Genomic DNA, 18,906 nt, shown 5'->3' with positions numbered 1-18,906 from the left:
GGTTAGCCTTCCAATGCTTAGAGTATCATTTAGGAGTAACTATTAAGCAATTAATCTTTTTTTTAAAGATATTTTATTTTACCATCAATTACAACTTCTAGCTGCTTCCACGAAACAATAGATAGAGAAGATAATATTGTATGCTGAATAAACACTTAAGCCCCGCCTCTCCTTTATTATTTATTAATAGCTTAAATAACCACACACCATCAATTAAAGACAATTATTCATTTACAGATACTAAAAATGAATTTAATTCTATTATCGATTACTTTCATTTAATATCCGAGATAAATAAATCCTTCGATAACCTCTCATTTTTACAAAATGAAAAAACAAAACATTATTTCAATAACAACCGACATACTAGTGATGTAAAGGGGGAGTTAAAAGGAAATGTATTTTTCGCTCAAGCTAATATTCTTCCAGCCAAGATCCATATCGAAGGGGACTGTAAACCTAAATTAGTTAAAGAACGAAAAACTTTAATTATGTTTAAGCCACATGCATACATCCCTGAGGCTAATGATATTCAATTAAACATTTATGATAAAAATAATTATTTAATAATGAACAAGCCATTATCCCCTCCTTCCAAACTACCCAAAGTAGCCAATAACAGCATAAGAGAAACTAATTTATCATCTCATGATTTTAAATCATCGGTAAAATTTGACCTCATCATTAGGTCTAATAGTGAATTAATTGAAATATCGAAAAATCAAAACCACTTACATGAAACGATATTAAATAATAATAAAATAAATTTAAAGCTCAACCATAACAGTATAGAAAAACCATTTATTCTTCATAACAATATCAGCTATAAAGGTAAAACTATAGCATTACACAATACTAATAATAATGAAGTTGAAGTTAACTATGGTAATAACACCTTAACACTACCGGCAAAATCAGCCACTCGTTTTATCTGCGATGAAAATGGATATTGGCTAACAAAAAATGATGTAAAAAAAATAAAATATTACAGCCCTCCTAAAAAAGCACACCCAAATACGCTTCCAGTTATCGATTTTGAAATTGGTAATCTACCCGACATAGATAGAGAAAAAATAGATGCAGAGTTCTTTGAGGATATCTTAGAAAAAAACTCCACCATAAAAATAACTAAAATGGATTATGATAGAATCAAAAAATTCACACTATCGCAGAATAAAAATTTTGCATCTAAAAAAATCATATTTACATCAGAAGCTGAAGAATCCACGTTCATCCAAACTAAAAATAAAGTTTATGAGCTAAAAAAAGACGGGTTATTACTATTCCATTGTGATTTAAATGGAGTATGGAAAAACATTTCAATTACTGATAACAAATCAAGAATTAACAACTCACACCCTAGTAAATTCGCTATCACTCTAGATGAAAATAAAGCGATTATTGAAATTTCTAAAAATCAAAAACATTTCAACCAATTAATAAAAAACAATAATTCGATGAAAATATCAACGAGTGATGGTAATTGGAGCCATGACTTCACTCTTGATAAAAATGATGCATTTCATAATAAAAAAATACTGTTTAGCTCGAATGCATCATATAGCAGCTACATTCATTATGGAAAAAACACCTTACAGTTACAAACAGGTGAAAGCATCCTTTTTGTCTATGACTTAGATAAAAAATGGGTTCCTATTAATCAAAATAGTAAAGAAAGTTTTATTAATAACTTAGAATATATCGAAAATACATGGTCTACTACAGTCCCCAAGGAATATATCCATCCAGAGATAAAACTTGAATTTATTTATCAAGGTCAAAAAAGCATGTTATCTCACATTGATGTAGGTGCGCCAAATGAGTTACTCATTAATACTTTTGATATTGGGTTGCTTACACCACCAAGAGACACACTTCTTTTTCTAGATAAATTTGAACTGAATCGTCAATATTATCAAACGATCCCAGTCAAAAAACTCATTGTTTCTCGTTACGAACCTATCCATTTATTAAAAGTGGTTATGCCTGACGGTCAAGTTTTTACAGATAAAGCCCCCGATGAAGGAGGAGGACATAGTGGTAGCATGAGGGAGTCGATCACTAAAGACTTTTATGCTAATGGCGTTAATATGGCAAATTATGGTGTAAATAGCTCGGCTCCAGATGCTGATTCTTTTGTTCCAACATCCCAGATAACTGCCTATAACTCTGTTGGAATGTATAAAAATGGTAGAGTCGTCCACGGCTGGTCTGGTGGTGGAGGTAAAGCGACGTTAAATAGGACAGATAATAACGAGCTTAGTCATGAATTCGGCCACAATTTTGGCTTAAGTGATTATTATGGGGGAGATGAAGGCGGATCTCATACAACCGCAAATAAAAAAAATTCAACTTGGCTGTGGGATTCAGATAATAACTATTTTATTCCAAATACATATCAAGATGGTACATTAAACCATGATGCAATGAGTGGAGGTGAAGCTTATGATACTCGTTACAACGCTTACACTGCTTACACCCCTAACTCCTTTATTGCAATTCAAAATAGATTGGAAAATAACTATATATTTAGTCCTGAATCAAAAACAGGGTATAAAAAATGGGACCCAAAGACAAAAGAGATGGTAGATGCATATTTAGAACTTTCACAATTTAACGCCACCGAGTTTACTGCAATAAATGGTTCAGATATTACAATTAATGGCTTAAACTCACTATTAAGAAAAAACAATAATGTTATTATTTATAATGGAAATGGTTATCACGCCCCAAAAATTAACATTCCACTCGCAGATAAAAATAATAGGAATTCTGTTTTAAGAATACAATCATCTGCAGATTGGGATAGTGAAATTCATATTAACAACCAAATTGAATCAATCAAGAAAAATGATTCAATATGTTATATTTCAGATGGCTACACTTGGAATCGAAACGATAACAATAAAACAATCCTCTACAAAGTTCCCTATAAACAAGGAGTACCTGTAGTAACCTTAATGGGCTTTTATGACCCTAAAAAAGTCATCGATAGCTATATCTATCCTTCATTATATGGGTCCTATGGCATGGTTTATAACTGCGATAAAGAAATAAATACTCGCATTCCATATTTAGAGGTTATTTTAGAAAATGGGACAACAAGCCAGTACCAACTTCATAACTTCCGTTCAAATGAGGATATGATGAATAAATTCCATATTAATATTGAACGAAGTTTAAACCCTATAAAAGCTAATCTTTATATTGATAATAAAATTGTGCATTCTAGAGAAATTGAAATCAAAAAGAACAGATTACTGACAACGATTAATGGCGAGATTGCATAATATTATCCAAGTTATCACTAATTATCTAAGCCAATTAGTGATAACCACATATAACATATTGAAATAACAATATTAAATTGTTCTCGTCGAGGCTGATTTAGCAAGCAATAAGCTCGTTTTTCTTGCAAGTAAACCGAATAAACATCCAACTAACATAACTAACGCCAATGACATTTTTGGCGCGATAGGCAAACCGATAGCGCAAAGTCCCAGTGTCGCTCCCCCTGCCATTTGAACAAACCCCACTAAGGCAGATGCGGTGCCTGCTTCATTACCAAACGGTTCTAAAGCATAACTGGTTGCCGTTCCCATCATAAAGGCCAGCCCTGTACAAGCGCAAGCGACAGGTAACATATAAACTAACCAATGGCTTTGTATTTCTATCGGTAATACGACAAAACCTAGCAATAACCCTAAGCAGCCAAATGCCATCATTGAACTACCAACTAACAAACAAGTTGGTCGCCCTATTTTATGAATAAAATAATTAGCGATGTAACTGGCAAACATGATCCAAAAACCATTAATACCAAATACAATAGAAAACGCGAGCGGAGTTAACTGGGCATCCCCCATCAGCACAGTAGGGGCAAGAGAAACATAAGTCAACGCCATTCCCATCGTACCCGCATTGACTAAGGCAAACACCATAAAGTGGCGATCCCCCAAAATTCGGCCATAGGTTTTCAGCGGGATAACTTTTGCTTTTGGCAAATTAGCCGGGCGAGTTTCAGGTAAAAAGGCAACAATCAGCACTAATATGACTAACGCATACAAAGCAAGAAACCAAAACGGTGCTCGCCAGCCCCACGCTTCTGCTAACAGGCCTCCGAGCAACGGAGCTAACGCAGGAACAATATTCAATGTTCCATTCAAAAAACCGAAAGCACGAGCCGCTTCCGTGCCATTCATACGGTCACGCACACAACTAAATGCCACTACCGAAGTACAACAGACTGCAACCCCTTGCAATAAACGCGAGGCAATAAATACCACGGGGGTTGTTGCTGCAATAGCAACACCTGCCCCAATGATGTAAAGCACTATACCCAAAATCGCGATAGGTTTTCGGCCATACCTATCCACTAATGGGCCTGAAATTAACTGCCCTAAGCCTAAAACTAAAATAAACAAGGCAATTGTAGATTGGATCACCGACTCACGGCTTCCTAAATCCTTCGCAATATCAGGTATTGTAGGCAAATATAAATCAATCCCTAATGGGCCAAGTAATACTAATAAAAGTACTAAGATAAGAAAATTACGCATAAACCATGCCTAGACTCGATAAATGTAGTTTAGAAAATATTAGATGTAATAAATAATAAAAAAAACAAAAATCACCGTATAATTAATGAGTTACTTATAATTATAAATTAAACATTTTACGGCTCTTCAAAAGTGAAAAAAGGCGCTAAACCTAGCGCCCTTTGGGTTATCAAAGATTAATGATAACGAATTTTATTCCATCCACTCAGTATGGAAAACACCGTCTTTATCAGTACGCTTATAAGTGTGAGCACCGAAGTAGTCACGCTGTGCTTGGATTAAGTTTGCAGGCAATACCGCTGAACGGTAGCTATCATAATAAGAAATAGCCGCGGAGAATGTTGGTGTTGGGATACCATTTTGTACGCCGTAGCAAACAACATCACGCAGTGCTTGCTGATATTCATCAGCAATTTGTTTGAAGTATGGCGCTAACAGTAAATTGGCAATTTTCGCATCTTGGTTATACGCGTCCGTAATTTTTTGCAGGAACTGCGCACGAATAATACAACCTGCACGGAAGATTTTTGCAATTTCACCGTAGTTTAAATCCCAGTTATATTCTTCCGATGCCGCTTTCAGCTGTTGGAAGCCTTGTGCATAAGACACAATTTTACCTAAATACAGCGCACGGCGAACTTTTTCAATAAAGTCTTTTTTATCGCCTTCAACGGCTTTCAAGGTTGGACCCGTTAATACTTTGGATGCCGCAACACGCTGATCTTTTAAGAAAGAAATATAACGCGCAAAGACAGATTCAGTAATTAAAGTTAGAGGGATACCTAAATCCAGCGCACTCTGGCTAGTCCATTTACCAGTACCTTTATTAGCAGCTTCATCGAGGATCACGTCAACCAGATATTTCCCCTCTTCATCTTTTTTCTTGAAGATATCTGCAGTGATTTCAATTAAATAGCTGCTCAGTTCACCTTTGTTCCACTCAGCAAAGATGCCCGCTAATTCTTCGTTACTGAGGTTCAATGACCCTTTTAGTAATGAATAGGCTTCTGCGATTAACTGCATGTCACCATATTCGATACCATTGTGAACCATTTTCACATAGTGGCCCGCACCGTCTGCACCAATGTAGGTCACACAAGGTTCGCCTTCCGCTTGCGCTGCAATTTCTCTTAAGATTGGCGCAACTAATTCATAAGCTTCTTTTTGGCCACCTGGCATAATTGAAGGGCCTTTCAGTGCGCCTTCTTCACCACCAGAAACACCAGTACCGATGAAATTAAAACCTTGCTCGGATAATTCACGATTACGACGGATAGTATCAGTGAATAAGGTATTACCACCGTCAATTAAGATATCCCCTTTGTCCAGATGAGGAGTCAGCGAGGCAATTGTTTTGTCCGTTGCTTCACCCGCTTTTACCATCAACAAGATGCGGCGAGGTTTTTCCAGAGAGTCAACAAACTCTTCAATCGTATAGTTGGGAACTAATTTTTTCCCTGGATTTTCGGCAATCACTTCGTCTGTTTTATCTTTAGAACGATTAAAGATAGACACTGAGTAACCACGGCTTTCAATATTGAGCGCAAGGTTACGCCCCATGACTGCCATTCCGACAACACCAATCTGCTGCTTTGACATGAACAACTCCTGTCTGATTAGGACTAAGTCAGCCTCGACCGTGCTGACATTCTGTTAACGGGATCACATATTAACCTAGGATTGGACAGCATGGTAGTTATTGATGCAATCGATGACGTATACAAGGCCATTTTTGTCAAGAATTGTCCAATTAACGTGATTTTTTATTGATATTTCATTCAACAAACCGCATTATTCATTCGTCGGTATAAGCCGTCATATCAGAAGGTAAAACAAACTGTATGGAATGGATCGCAGATCCTTCGATTTGGGCGGGCCTCGCTACCCTTATCGTTCTAGAAATCGTTCTTGGTATTGATAACCTCGTCTTCATCGCCATTCTGGCCGATAAGCTCCCGCCAAAGCTGCGTGATAGAGCCCGTGTAACTGGACTTTTATTAGCCCTGATTATGCGTGTAGTTCTTCTATTTAGCCTGTCATGGCTCATTACCCTCACGAAACCAATATTAACTCTCTTTGATCACGCCTTTAGTGCTCGAGACTTGATCATGTTAGTGGGTGGTTTATTCCTCTTGTTTAAAGCCACAATGGAGTTAAACGAGCGGTTGGAGGGGAAAGACGAACACACCAATACCCAAAGAAAGACATCGAATTTCTGGGCTGTTGTTGCACAAATTATTGTTCTTGATGCCGTATTCTCATTGGACTCTGTGATCACCGCTGTCGGTATGGTTGACCATATCGGTGTAATGATTGCTGCTGTAACCATTGCAATGGTATTAATGATTTGGGCAAGTAAACCGTTAACTAGCTTTGTTAACCAGCACCCAACCATTGTCATACTGTGTTTAAGCTTCTTACTAATGATTGGTTTCAGCTTAGTTGCCGAAGGTTTTGGTTATGCCATTCCTAAAGGTTATCTATACGCTGCAATTGGCTTCTCTATCATGATTGAAGTCTTAAACCAATTTGCCCAATTTAACCGTCGTAAGTTCCTAACAGGCTCTCGCCCACTACGTGAACGTACGGCAGAAGCAGTATTACGTATTCTTAGCGGTAATAATGAGCGTGGGGAATTAGACCCTCACACCTCAAACCTTATCGCAGATAATCAATCGGTTTTTGACCCTCAAGAACGTTTGATGATTGCTCGCGTACTTGGCATGGCCCAGCGCAACGTTGAAAGCATCATGACTTCGCGCCATGATGTGGACTATCTCGACATTAATAAATCTTCTGAAGATTTACTGCAATTAATGGAGAAGAACCCACACTCACGTTTAGTTGTCATCGATGAAACTATCAGCGATGAACCTGTCGGTGTTGTGCATGTGATGGATTTGGTTAAGCAGCAATTAAAAGGCCAGCCATTAAACTTACGTGCGCTAATTACCCAACCATTAATATTCCCTGAAGGGTTATCACTATTAAAAGCGTTAGAGCAGTTCCGTAAGGCGCATACTCACTTTGCCTTCGTTGTCGATGAGTTTGGTTCTATCGAAGGTATCGTGACATTGACCGACGTAATGGAAACCATCGCAGGTAACTTGCCAGTGGGTGATGAAGAAAATGACTCTCGCCACGACATTCAAAAACTGGATGACGGTACCTGGATTGCCAATGGTTTTATGCCACTTGAAGACTTGATCATGTTTATCCCGATGGAATTAGACGATAAGCGTGAATATGAAACTATTGCAGGTCTTTTAATGGAGCACTTACAGCGCGTTCCAGAAGTGGGGGAACAGGTCACCATCAATGGTTGTATCTTCCAACCTCTTGAGGTTAACAGCCACCGCGTCAATAAAGTGTTAATCACTCCACCAGCCCCTGAAGGGGATGGTTATGAGTTTGAAGATGACTAATTAGCACGTGCTTTTTGACTAAGTACCAGCCTATATGGCTGGTATTTTTTTGCCTAAAAACCGCAGATATTATCCCTTTAACCATTAACAATAAAAACAGTAGCGTTTTATTAAAGAAAATAACATTGAAACACTGAATAATTCGACCAGTAAAATACAATTAACTTTAATAAAGGCCATGTTATGAGAATTAAAACTCCTCAACAAAATACAAATATCCAGAATGTAAATAGAAATACAAGTAATTCATCGAAAGGTATAAGTGGACATACTAACAACGTTAGTAACAATAATCAAAAATGTCCTGTTACTACATCAGAAAAAACTGTTAATAAAAAAGATGTTAAACAACTGAATAATGCCATTACAAAGCTGTTAAGTGATATTACTTCAAAAATTAACGATTTTAAAAACAACAAAGAAAATGGGGCATTCTCTAAGGATAATATCAAAGATTTTGGGGACAGATTAGATACTATACAAAAAGACATCTTTAAATATCAAAAGCTGTTAAATAGCTCTTCATACAAGCATCATAGTTCGAAGCAAAAAACACTCGATCGTGCACCAGGTCAAGTAAAAAACGTGGAGGCTCAGATAGCAAAGTTAAAAAAACAAGATAATGTCAGAATGAATCAGACTCACCAAACTTACATAGATAATAATGAAAAACATGATAACCTTCTGATGGGCAAAAAAACACTATCCAAATTTGAATTATAAATTATTACCATCAAATGGAGCCACTTATTTTAAGCGGCTCCATTTTTATACTATTCATATATGAAGCATAAATTTATCTTCACAATGAATTCAATAAATCATTGAGCCCTTTATTTTCTTCTTTCTTTAGGAAGTTACCAATAGCTTCTTTAGCTTGCGTCCGTAACTCATTACGCAGTAGTTTTTCCACATCTAATTGGTATTTTAAATTGTGCCAGCTGCCATAAATTCGCAGAGGAATAGTCATAGCTTGCAACTGTTGAACTAAACGTGAATCACCGCCCCATCCATTAGAAATATTAACCCCTAAATTGACATCAATGGTTTCATTAGGAATATTCATCCGACCTTGTCCGCTAATGTTAACTAAGGGTGAGACCGCATTCATAGAGGAAATATTCAAATTACCTTTATTTAATTTTCCTGTCACAGTGAAGGAATCAACCTCAGTGAAATTTCCCGAATTGACGGGTGCATTAATCTTATTGGTTACTCTGGAAACGGATTGCTGAATTAATAGCGGAATATTCAGCCCCTGTAATTTTGCGTTTCTTAGTTCAAAATTAACCGGCCCTTGCCATTGGTTTTTCACTGCATAATCGTCATAACCAACACCGGATAACGCAGCATTGAGTGAAATAACCCCGCTTAGTTTTTGTGGCATATTGAAAGCATTTAATAACGGTGTTAGGTCGATATTTTTTAGATCTGGTTTTGCTGAAACATAAGCAGGCGTTGAGCTGTAATTAAACGTCACAGGCAATGAAAAATCACCACCAAAGGCTTTGCCTTGTAATTTTGAAACGGTCAGGCGTGGTGTTTGGTTCTGCGCCTCAAAAATGACGTCGTTTACTATCATTCCACGATAAATCAAATGATTTATCCCTAGGCTAATATTCGCGGTAAAAGTCTTTAACCCTGATAAGTCATACTGCTGAGGATTAGAGCCTGAAATCACAGGTTTAACACCAACACGGTTATTATTCGTTTCTATTTCTGAATTAATATTTGCCGAAGCGGTGCCTAATAAGTTATCTAAATCCAGTTTATCTGCGGCTAGTTTAATAACAATTTGCGGTGTGTCTGTTAATTGGATACTGGCATCCCCTGATAAGGCGCTTTCATTGGCCGTTATTGCCAGCTTGCTTAAACTCGCACTTTCCACCTTCCCTTTGGTATATAGAAAATCACCCGTTATTTGCCCTTCAATCCCACTTTCAGGTAAATCGACACCACTCAATTTATAGTCGAATTGAGTTAACGCCCCACTAATTTTTTGATTAATATCGGATAAGTTAACATCCGCACGTAAATTAAATACAAACTCTTGTTGGTTTTTATTCAGATTTCCACTGAATTTAACCGCTACCTGATTTTTATCATTTTTCTTCAGTGATAAATCAATATTACGCAGGTTAAATTCATCTTTAGCTGTTTGCCAAATAACTAAACTATTAGAAATATTAATTTTTTCTATATCTAATAACCAGCTACTTTTCTCTTGTGAAGCTGCTGCTGTCGGCGCACCACCTGGTGCTACAGGAGCGTTATGGTGAGTTTGGATTTCGCTCTCTGGCGTTTTTCGGATAACAGCGCCATCGATAACAATTTGCTCAACAGAAAGCTTATGGGAAATGAGTGGCCATAATTCAACATCTAAACGCATATTATCGGCACTTAGAATAGGCTTAGCGGCATTCGGTGCGGTAAGGGAAACTGGCCCAGTAATAATGCTTAAAGTTGGCCATACATGCCAACGCATGTCGCCGTTGAACTCGAGTTGATAACCACTTTTTTTCTCTACTTGTTCAACAAGATAATGACGAAAATCGTTCGGGTTCACTAGCATTACAAGTGTTGTTAGCCCAGCGACAATCACCACAAGTAAAATAATCAGTGTCGTCAAAAAACGTTTCATCCTTCCCTCTCTTTAATTCCGCTTGCGCTCGCCACAAAAATGAACTCACACCTATCCCTGAAAATGGGCGGAAATTACCTATTTAATATCCATTAAAACGCAACAATTTCCGCAAAGTTCACCGGTTATCAGTCTTCGCTGATACGGCTACCAACAGCACCTTGTTGGTTTTTATATTTAGCATCTTGCCGGCTATTATAGGGGCGATCAGCACTACCAGATAACGGCTCAAAGCTTAAAGCACCAATCACCATACCAGGACGCAACGCTAACGGCAATTTACCTGAATTGTAGAATTCTAGCACGATTTGACCATGCCAGCCGGGGTCAATTCGATGTGCGGTTACGTGCACCATCAAACCTAATCTCGCTAATGAAGAACGCCCATCTAACCAACCTACAAGGTTATCAGGGAGCGTAACAGACTCAAGCGTCACTGCAAGTGCTAATTCTCCTGGGTGCAGAAAAAATGGCTCATCTTCATCAAGAACAATTTCATCGCTCATGACGCGATCTAATGCCGCATTAACCTCATCTTTAGGGCCACTAAGGTCAATAAATGCAGCCGTGTGTCCTCGAAAAACGCGGAATTGATTTCCTAAACGAACATCTGCAGTTGCACCATTGATTCGTTCAACTGGTGGGCGTGGGCTAATCACTAATTTACCATCATCCATCCATTGAATAATATCGCGGTCACAAAGACGCATGGTTGTTTCCCCCTTCATTATTTTAATTTCTGCGCGGTTTAATCTTGACAGAATTCGCCAATTTTCGCTTTCAAGATATCAATCGCTACACGGTTTTTCCCCCCGCGCGGTACAATGATATCGGCATATTGCTTTGATGGCTCAATAAATTGCAAAAACATTGGGCGAACCGTTTTATTATATTGGTCAATAACGGAATCAAGCGTTCTGCCCCTTTCATTTACATCACGTTTAATACGGCGCATCAAGCAAATATCGAGCGGTGTATCAACGAAAATAGAAAAATCCATTTCACCACGTAAACGTTTATCTGTTAATAACAAGATACCTTCAATGATAATGACTTTTTTAGGTTTAAACGTGATGGTTTTTTGTTTTCGTGTATGAGCGACATAGTCGTATTGTGGAATTTCTACTGCTTGACCACTTTTCAGTGATTTAAGATGTTCATAAAGCAAACTGTGGTCCATCGAGTTGGGATGGTCATAATTTACCTTAAGGCGTTCTTCCATTGGGATCTCGGTTTGGTCTTTGTAATAGCAATCTTCTGGAATAACACCGATATTATGATCACCGACCTGTTCTCTTAACTCACGGTATAACGTGCTTGCAATTAAGCTTTTGCCAGATGCAGAGGCTCCCGATATACCTACAATGGTACAGTGATGCGCTATGTCAGTCATAAAATGATAACCTGGTTGAATATTAGAAATGAAAATACACAACAGTAAAATGTCATGTTGGCGGAATTATAGGGGGTAATGGCGTGTTGTTCCAGCATACCTCAACAAAGTTCGCTAAAAAAACACCCATTTGAGAGGAAATGCCGTAAATCAAAGCGTACAAAATGTCATTTATACACTAAAACTGTTTTTTTCCTTCTAATACTGCAATGCGATTTTCAATCGAGGGGTGGGTTGAAAACACAGAATCCCCTTTATTAAAAATATAAGCGGCTTTTCGGTAAGCTTGCCCAGTCGTGCTGTTATCATATTCATGGGTTTCATGGTTACCTGAGATTTTTTTCAGTGCGCTTATCATGGCTTGGTTATCTGAGGTCAAATCCACCGCTGCGGCATCTGCCATATATTCACGGGTACGAGATAAATAAAAATAGAGGATTTGTGTTATCCACGGTAAAACAAAATTCAGAACTAATAGGATCATTTGCGCTTTATTCGCGGCATTATTGCGGCTGCGCCCTGCCGTACGAATAAAAATCTGACTAAATAAATTAGTCACGGTTAAAATCACGTTGGCCAAAATGCCAACATACAAGGTTAATTTCGAATCACCATGAATAATATGGCCAACTTCATGAGCAAGAACCGCTTGAACCTCTTGTCGATTAAGCGTTTGCAATAAGCCTCTTGTCACTCCCACAAGTGCATTTCGATTATTCCATCCTGCGGCAAAAGCATTCGGTTCATCCGTTTCTAAAATATATAAACGGGGAATATAGCCTAAACTGGCACTTAAACTTAATTCTTCAATAATATTGAAAAGTTGCTTCTCTTGGGGACTGTTCGCATTTTCTTGGGTGATTTCTCTGGCATTCATCCCTGCTAACATCATTTTATGGCCTCTAAAATGAATATAAACTAACCCAAGGAAAGTTAAGCCTAAAACAATAAAAGTAGCGATAGGTAATTCATGGAATGTCACAAACATCATTGCATTATCGACTAAATCCAATTGCTCATTTGGATGCGTTGCAACATCAGCCAGTAAGCCAATGATTAGCATTAAAAAAATATAGCTCATCACCACCAAACGTGTACGAATATTATTTTTACGAATGACGTTTCTAAAATCCATAATGTGACCTGTTATCTACCGCTCATAAAATATCGGAACACCATAAGGCATTCCGATGATTTATCACTTCAAAGGCTAAGCGCTTTTTAATCGAAATTAATACGACGAGATTCCTCAGTCTTAATGGTTTCTTCATCAAGACGCCAATATTCCTTTGAAATTTTTAAGCTAGGAATAATGCCAACAATTAGCGCTGCTGGCATAGAAGCAATATACGCATTATAAGTTTCTAATGAACGGTTATAACCACGTTTAGCAAATGACAATTTATTTTCTGAAGAAACAATTTCTTCTTGTAAATTTGCCATAATGGCATCAGATTTTAGCTCAGGATAAGCTTCAACTGCGACATTAATCGCCCCACTAGTCACCATTTTTGAAAGCGCATCTTCGGCTTCACGGGCTTTATCCCCTGTCGCATTTTGTGCTTGCGTCCGTAGCTCAGTAATTTTGCTGAACACTTCGGTTTCATGACTTAAATATTTTTTAACTGTTGCTAATAAGCTATCAAATACTTTTCCACGACGATCCAATTGAACTGAAATCTCTGTTTCACTCGAAATAACAGCTTCTCGCAATGCAACGATACGGTTATAAAAATAAATAACGATCAGCACCACGACAACAATAAAAATTAAAAATTTCATAGTCACCTTTTCGGGTTACCCGTAGAAAGAAAACTGATTAAATAAAAGATGTGGCTATTCTACGCGAACATGACTCAATAAAGAAATGTTCCGCGAACAATTCAGAAAAATAGAAGGTTAAAAGAAACGTGTTTAGTAAAGAAAAGCATCAACAATAAATAAGGCTATCCAGTGGTAAAACTAAATAGCCTTTTTGCTCTATAACTAATTAAGCTGCAACCAGTTAAACGGCACGGAAAGAAATTTCTGTTGGGATCTTATCCCCTTCCCAATACATCAAGGCTGAAATACCTGAAGCAATTTCACGGTAGATATCTGCAAATTCACCTTCTGGATCACGCATGACAGTAGGCTGGCCACGGTCAAGGTCTTCACGTAAAGAGATATGCAGAGGCACCTGCCCCAATAATTTAGTATGGTATTTCTCGGCTAATTTCTCAGCACCACCGGTACCGAAAATTGGCTCAACATGGCCACAATTACTGCAAATATGCGCGCTCATGTTTTCAACGACACCCAGTACTGGGACATTGACTTTCTTAAACATCACGATGCCTTTCATGGCATCAACCAAGGCGATATCTTGTGGTGTTGTCACCACCACCGCCCCTGTTACAGGGATGTTTTGGGAAAGTGTTAATTGGATGTCACCTGTTCCTGGTGGCATATCGATAACTAAGTAATCCAAATCAGGCCATAACGTGTCCTGTAGCATTTGCATTAATGCTTTACTTGCCATTGGGCCACGCCAAACCATGGCGTTGTCATCCGTTACTAAGTAACCGATGGAGTTGGTTGCCAAGCCATACGCCATAATTGGCGCCATGTGCTGACCATCTGGAGAGGTTGGGCGCTCTAAGGTAGTGCCTAACATGTTTGGAATTGATGGGCCGTAAATATCCGCATCCAAGATACCGACTTTTGCCCCTTCTTGCGCCAGCGCGAGCGCTAAGTTCACAGAAGTACTGGATTTACCAACACCACCTTTACCTGAACTGACGGCTAAGATATTACGAACACCATTAATACCCGGCAAATCATTCGCACGTTTTAATGTGGTGATATCATGGCGCAGTTTCCATTCAACAGCATGAGCCCCTGTTTGTTGCTTTAATTCAGCGGTTTTTTCACTAATTAAAGTTTGAAACGGCCCTTTCCAAACGAATGGCATTACTAATTCGACATGCAGCACGTTGTCCAACATTGCACAATGATGTAACGCTTTGATAGAAACCAAATTACGTTGCAGTGTTGGGTGTGTAAATGAAGCCAAAACTTTGGAGACTTGTTCAGTCAGCAGTTCTGGTTTGTTCTGCTCGGGGGATTTATCGTTCATCCCGGCTCCTTTATTTATATTTTTGAACTATGTATATCCTAGAATAAGTTACAGAAAATTGGGCGGATATACTTTGACTGAGATTAATCATAACAGAGAACAGGAAGAAAGTTATTATATCGAGATAGGAAAAGCCACGAAGAGGTAAAAATTCTTTTCAAACAAATTTCCAATTAATATTTTATACCCCTAGCAGCGATGGTTTTGATCGGTTAACATCAAAGACCCTTTTCAAATAATGGAAGTAAGAAAGTTACTATGTCTCAAGTCGCGAATAAATTACTGGTAACCTGTGCGTTACCCTATGCTAACGGTTCAATCCATCTTGGTCATATCCTGGAACACATTCAGGCTGATATTTGGGTCCGTTATCAGCGAATGCGCGGCAAAGAGGTTCACTTTATCTGTGCCGATGACGCGCACGGAACTCCAATCATGCTTAAAGCTCAACAGCTTGGCGTAACGCCAGAAGAAATGATTGCGGCAGTGAATCAAGAGCATCAGAACGATTTTGCTGGTTTCGCCATTAGTTATGATAACTACCACTCCACACACAGTGAAGAAAACAAAGTTTTATCAGAGCTGATTTACGGGAAACTGAAAAATAACGGTTTTATTAAAAACCGCACTATTTCACAGCTTTTCGACCCAGAAAAAGGCATGTTTTTACCGGATCGCTTCGTTAAAGGCACTTGTCCAAAATGTAAAGCCGAAGATCAATACGGTGATAACTGTGAAGTGTGTAGCGCAACCTATAGCCCAACAGAGCTGATTAACCCACGTTCAGTGATTTCTGGCGCCACACCTGTCATGCGTGATTCAGAACACTTTTTCTTTGATCTTCCTGCATTTAGCGACATGCTTCAAGCGTGGACTCGCTCAGGCGCATTACAAGAACAAGTCGCCAACAAAATGCAAGAATGGTTCGAATCAGGCCTACAACAATGGGATATCACCCGTGATGCACCTTATTTCGGTTTTGAAATTCCAGATGCGCCAGGTAAATATTTCTATGTCTGGTTAGATGCCCCTATCGGTTACATGGGCTCCTTTAAAAACCTGTGTGACAAACGCGGCGACCTCGACTTTGACGAGTTTTGGAATAAAGATTCGAAAACTGACCTTTATCATTTCATTGGTAAAGATATCGTCTATTTCCACAGCCTGTTCTGGCCCGCTATGTTAGAAGGTAGCCAGTACCGTAAACCGACAAATCTATTTGTGCATGGTTATGTCACCGTCAACGGTGCAAAAATGTCTAAATCTCGCGGAACATTCATTACCGCCCGTTCGTATTTAGATCATTTAGATGCTGACTGCTTGCGCTATTACTATGCCGCAAAACTGTCTTCTCGTATTGATGATATCGATTTCAATTTGGAAGATTTCGTACAGCGCGTCAACAGCGACATCGTCAATAAAGTGGTTAACTTGGCATCACGTAATGCGGGCTTTATTGCTAAACGCTTCAATGGCAAATTATCGGCAAATCTGGCTGAGCCTGAGCTATACCAACAATTTATTGATGCTGCTAACGTTATTGGCGAAGATTTCAGCAATCGTGAGTATAACAAAGCGATCCGTGAAATTATGGCATTAGCCGATATCGCAAACCGCTATGTTGATGAAAAAGCCCCTTGGGTTGTGGCAAAACAAGAAGGTAAAGATCAAGAACTGCAAGATATTTGCTCAATGGGCATTAATTTGTTCCGTGTTCTAATGACTTACCTGAAACCTGTTTTACCCGGCCTCACTGAGCGTGCTGAAGCCTTCTTAAATAGTGAACTGTCATGGGATGCGATTAATACCCCGTTATTGAACCACAGCGTCGCTCCGTTCAAAGCGCTGTTTAACCGCATTGAAATGGCAAAAGTGGATGCAATGGTTGAAGCTTCAAAAGAGAGCATTAAACCAGTACAACAACTCACAGGGCCACTCGCTGACGACCCAATTCAAGAAACCATCACTTTTGATGATTTTGCGAAAATTGACCTGCGAATTGCATTAATCAAGCAAGCTGATTTTGTTGAAGGTTCAGACAAACTGCTGAAATTACAATTAGATATCGGTGGTGAAACGCGCCAAGTATTTTCTGGTATTCGCTCCGCTTATCCAGACCCGAAAGCGTTAGAAGGTCGTTTGACGGTGATGGTTGCCAACCTCGCACCACGTAAAATGCGTTTCGGTGTTTCTGAAGGCATGGTAATGGCTGCTGGCCCTGGCGGTAAAGATATCTTCTTACTCAGCCCTGACAGTGGCGCACAGCCCGGTATGCAAGTTAAATAACAACGCATTAAATTGAGTTGCTATTCATCAAAAATGGAGGGTTAAAGACTCTCCATTTTTTATTGGCTTTTTATTGTGATCGGTAGCACAATAATAAAGTTAATTGTATGATGAATAGATATTACATTACAGGACCAATCTCATGTCATTTAAACAGGTACTGATAACGGGATGGCAGTATTTGCGAGCTTTCGCAATACTCTACCTTTGCCTGATTATTGGAAACCTTATCTCAACACTACTTCCATTCTCCATCCCCGGCAGCATTGTCGGCATGTTAATTTTATTCATATTGCTTGCGTTACAAATTATCCCCGCGAAGTGGGCACAACCCGGTTGCAGCATTTTGTTGAAAAACATGACCATCCTGTTTGTTCCTATTGGTGTTGGCATAATGAATTACTATGAATTAATTAGCCAACAAATGGTTCCTATTATCGTTTCCTGTGTGGTTAGTACCTTAATCGTTATGGTCGTTGTCGCCATCAGTTCCAACTATATTCATAAGGAACGCCCTGTCGTTGGGGCTCAACCTGATGACGTTCCTTTACCCCCCGAAGACCCAATTTCTTCGGTCATTAATAATGATAAAACTAAGGGGAATGAATAATGTTAGAACATATTTGGTGGTCATTACCGCTGACCATTGTGGTGTTTTATTTAGCGCGTAAGTTGTCGACCACATTTAAGTTACCGATTTTAAACCCACTATTAATTACTATTGCGGTATTGATTGCACTACTAGTGATCACGAATACCTCTTATGAGCACTATTTTGCAGGTAGCAAAATACTCAATGATTTACTACAACCCGCAGTCGTTGCGCTCGCTTTTCCACTTTACGAACAAATGCACCAAATTCGTGCCCAGTGGAAATCTTTATTAAGCATTTGTTTTGCAGGTAGTTTAGTGGCCATGTTCAGCGGTGCTGCCATCGCATTATGGTTGGGGGCAACCCCGGATATAGCGGGTTCTATTTTACCTAAATCGGTAACTACCCCTATTGCGATGGCTGTCGCTGATTCGGTTGGTGGGATCCCTGCGATTAGTGCCGCTTGCGTGTTGTTTGTTGGGATCTTAGGCGCCATGTTTGGCCATAGCTTATTTGATGTACTGCGTGTACGAACCCACGCCTCAAGAGGGCTCGCGATGGGAACTGCTTCCCACGCCCTAGGCACTGCCCGCTGTGCCGAAGTGAATTACATTGAAGGTGCTTATAGTTCCCTTGCATTAATGACCTGTGGGGTTATCACCTCGCTTATTGCCCCGTTTATATTCCCTGTCATTTTACATCTTTTTAGCTAAGCTTAATTCATTAAGCCAATAACCAAATATATGGGTAAGAGGAGTTCAATAGCCTCTTGCTCATACGCACACTGATAAAATATGAGATATATCTCACAACAAAAGAATATGTTTCATATATTACACCCAAAATAGTGACAATTATCACATATAGTTCTACGTATTATTGAATAGAATAA

At 39.0% G+C, this 18,906-nt stretch carries 14 protein-coding genes; 6 read left to right on the top strand and 8 right to left on the bottom strand.

Annotated elements, in window-relative coordinates; genetic code table 11:
- Positions 1–140: 140 nt before the first annotated feature.
- Positions 141–3,290 carry a M66 family metalloprotease gene (locus tag G6Q48_RS11050; RefSeq protein ID WP_166266459.1) on the top strand — a complete coding sequence of 1,050 codons (3,150 nt, stop codon included), beginning with the start codon at positions 141–143 and terminating at the stop codon, positions 3,288–3,290.
- Between the two features lie 72 nt (positions 3,291–3,362).
- On the opposite strand, the gene G6Q48_RS11045 is transcribed toward G6Q48_RS11050, so the two are convergent.
- Together G6Q48_RS11045 and gndA are read right to left on the bottom strand one after the other, a co-directional pair.
- Positions 3,363–4,559 carry a multidrug effflux MFS transporter gene (locus G6Q48_RS11045; RefSeq protein ID WP_166266456.1) on the bottom strand — a complete coding sequence of 399 codons (1,197 nt, stop codon included), beginning with the start codon at positions 4,557–4,559 and terminating at the stop codon, positions 3,363–3,365.
- Positions 4,560–4,751: 192 nt separating this feature from the next.
- Positions 4,752–6,158, bottom strand: coding sequence for an NADP-dependent phosphogluconate dehydrogenase (gene gndA / locus G6Q48_RS11040; protein ID WP_166266453.1), 1,407 nt, complete (start codon positions 6,156–6,158; stop codon positions 4,752–4,754).
- 242 nt (positions 6,159–6,400) lie between these two features.
- Between gndA and G6Q48_RS11035 the strand changes: the two genes are divergently transcribed.
- Both G6Q48_RS11035 and G6Q48_RS11030 read left to right on the top strand, forming a co-directional pair.
- Positions 6,401–7,984 carry a TerC family protein gene (locus tag G6Q48_RS11035; RefSeq protein WP_166266450.1) on the top strand — a complete coding sequence of 528 codons (1,584 nt, stop codon included), beginning with the start codon at positions 6,401–6,403 and terminating at the stop codon, positions 7,982–7,984.
- A 183-nt stretch (positions 7,985–8,167) separates the two neighbouring features.
- Complete coding sequence (locus tag G6Q48_RS11030; RefSeq protein ID WP_166266447.1) at positions 8,168–8,707, top strand: hypothetical protein; 540 nt, start codon at positions 8,168–8,170, stop codon at positions 8,705–8,707.
- Between the two features lie 79 nt (positions 8,708–8,786).
- Here the strand turns inward: G6Q48_RS11030 and asmA are convergent, their stop codons facing one another.
- The 6 genes from asmA to apbC form a co-directional block, all read right to left on the bottom strand.
- Positions 8,787–10,625 (bottom strand): outer membrane assembly protein AsmA, encoded by a 1,839-nt coding sequence (gene asmA / locus G6Q48_RS11025; protein WP_166266444.1) that lies wholly within the window; start codon positions 10,623–10,625, stop codon positions 8,787–8,789.
- Positions 10,626–10,753: 128 nt separating this feature from the next.
- Positions 10,754–11,335: a dCTP deaminase gene (gene dcd, locus G6Q48_RS11020; RefSeq protein WP_004909269.1), complete on the bottom strand. Its 582-nt coding sequence runs from the start codon at positions 11,333–11,335 to the stop codon at positions 10,754–10,756.
- A 38-nt stretch (positions 11,336–11,373) separates the two neighbouring features.
- Positions 11,374–12,018: a uridine kinase gene (udk, locus tag G6Q48_RS11015; protein WP_102138403.1), complete on the bottom strand. Its 645-nt coding sequence runs from the start codon at positions 12,016–12,018 to the stop codon at positions 11,374–11,376.
- A 178-nt stretch (positions 12,019–12,196) separates the two neighbouring features.
- A complete protein-coding gene (gene htpX / locus G6Q48_RS11010) occupies positions 12,197–13,153 on the bottom strand; it encodes a zinc metalloprotease HtpX (protein ID WP_102138402.1) in 957 nt (318 codons plus the stop codon).
- An 86-nt stretch (positions 13,154–13,239) separates the two neighbouring features.
- Positions 13,240–13,800: a LemA family protein gene (locus tag G6Q48_RS11005; protein WP_004909264.1), complete on the bottom strand. Its 561-nt coding sequence runs from the start codon at positions 13,798–13,800 to the stop codon at positions 13,240–13,242.
- Between the two features lie 223 nt (positions 13,801–14,023).
- Positions 14,024–15,136, bottom strand: coding sequence for an iron-sulfur cluster carrier protein ApbC (apbC, locus tag G6Q48_RS11000; RefSeq protein ID WP_102138401.1), 1,113 nt, complete (start codon positions 15,134–15,136; stop codon positions 14,024–14,026).
- A 258-nt stretch (positions 15,137–15,394) separates the two neighbouring features.
- Here apbC and metG point away from each other — a divergent pair, with 258 nt between their 5' ends.
- The 3 genes from metG (at position 15,395) to G6Q48_RS10985 (ending at position 18,727) form a co-directional block, all read left to right on the top strand.
- A complete protein-coding gene (gene metG / locus G6Q48_RS10995) occupies positions 15,395–17,422 on the top strand; it encodes a methionine--tRNA ligase (protein WP_166266441.1) in 2,028 nt (675 codons plus the stop codon).
- Positions 17,423–17,564: 142 nt separating this feature from the next.
- Positions 17,565–18,032, top strand: coding sequence for a CidA/LrgA family protein (locus tag G6Q48_RS10990; RefSeq protein ID WP_166266438.1), 468 nt, complete (start codon positions 17,565–17,567; stop codon positions 18,030–18,032).
- Positions 18,032–18,727 (top strand): CidB/LrgB family autolysis modulator, encoded by a 696-nt coding sequence (locus tag G6Q48_RS10985; RefSeq protein ID WP_004256514.1) that lies wholly within the window; start codon positions 18,032–18,034, stop codon positions 18,725–18,727. Before G6Q48_RS10990 ends, G6Q48_RS10985 begins: the two co-directional genes overlap by 1 nt.
- Positions 18,728–18,906 lie beyond the last annotated feature (179 nt).

It is taken from the genome of Providencia sp. M-27, assembly GCF_011077905.1.
Lineage (GTDB): Bacteria > Pseudomonadota > Gammaproteobacteria > Enterobacterales > Enterobacteriaceae > Providencia > Providencia huaxiensis.
This window is presented reverse-complemented; position numbering and strand designations above follow the sequence as displayed.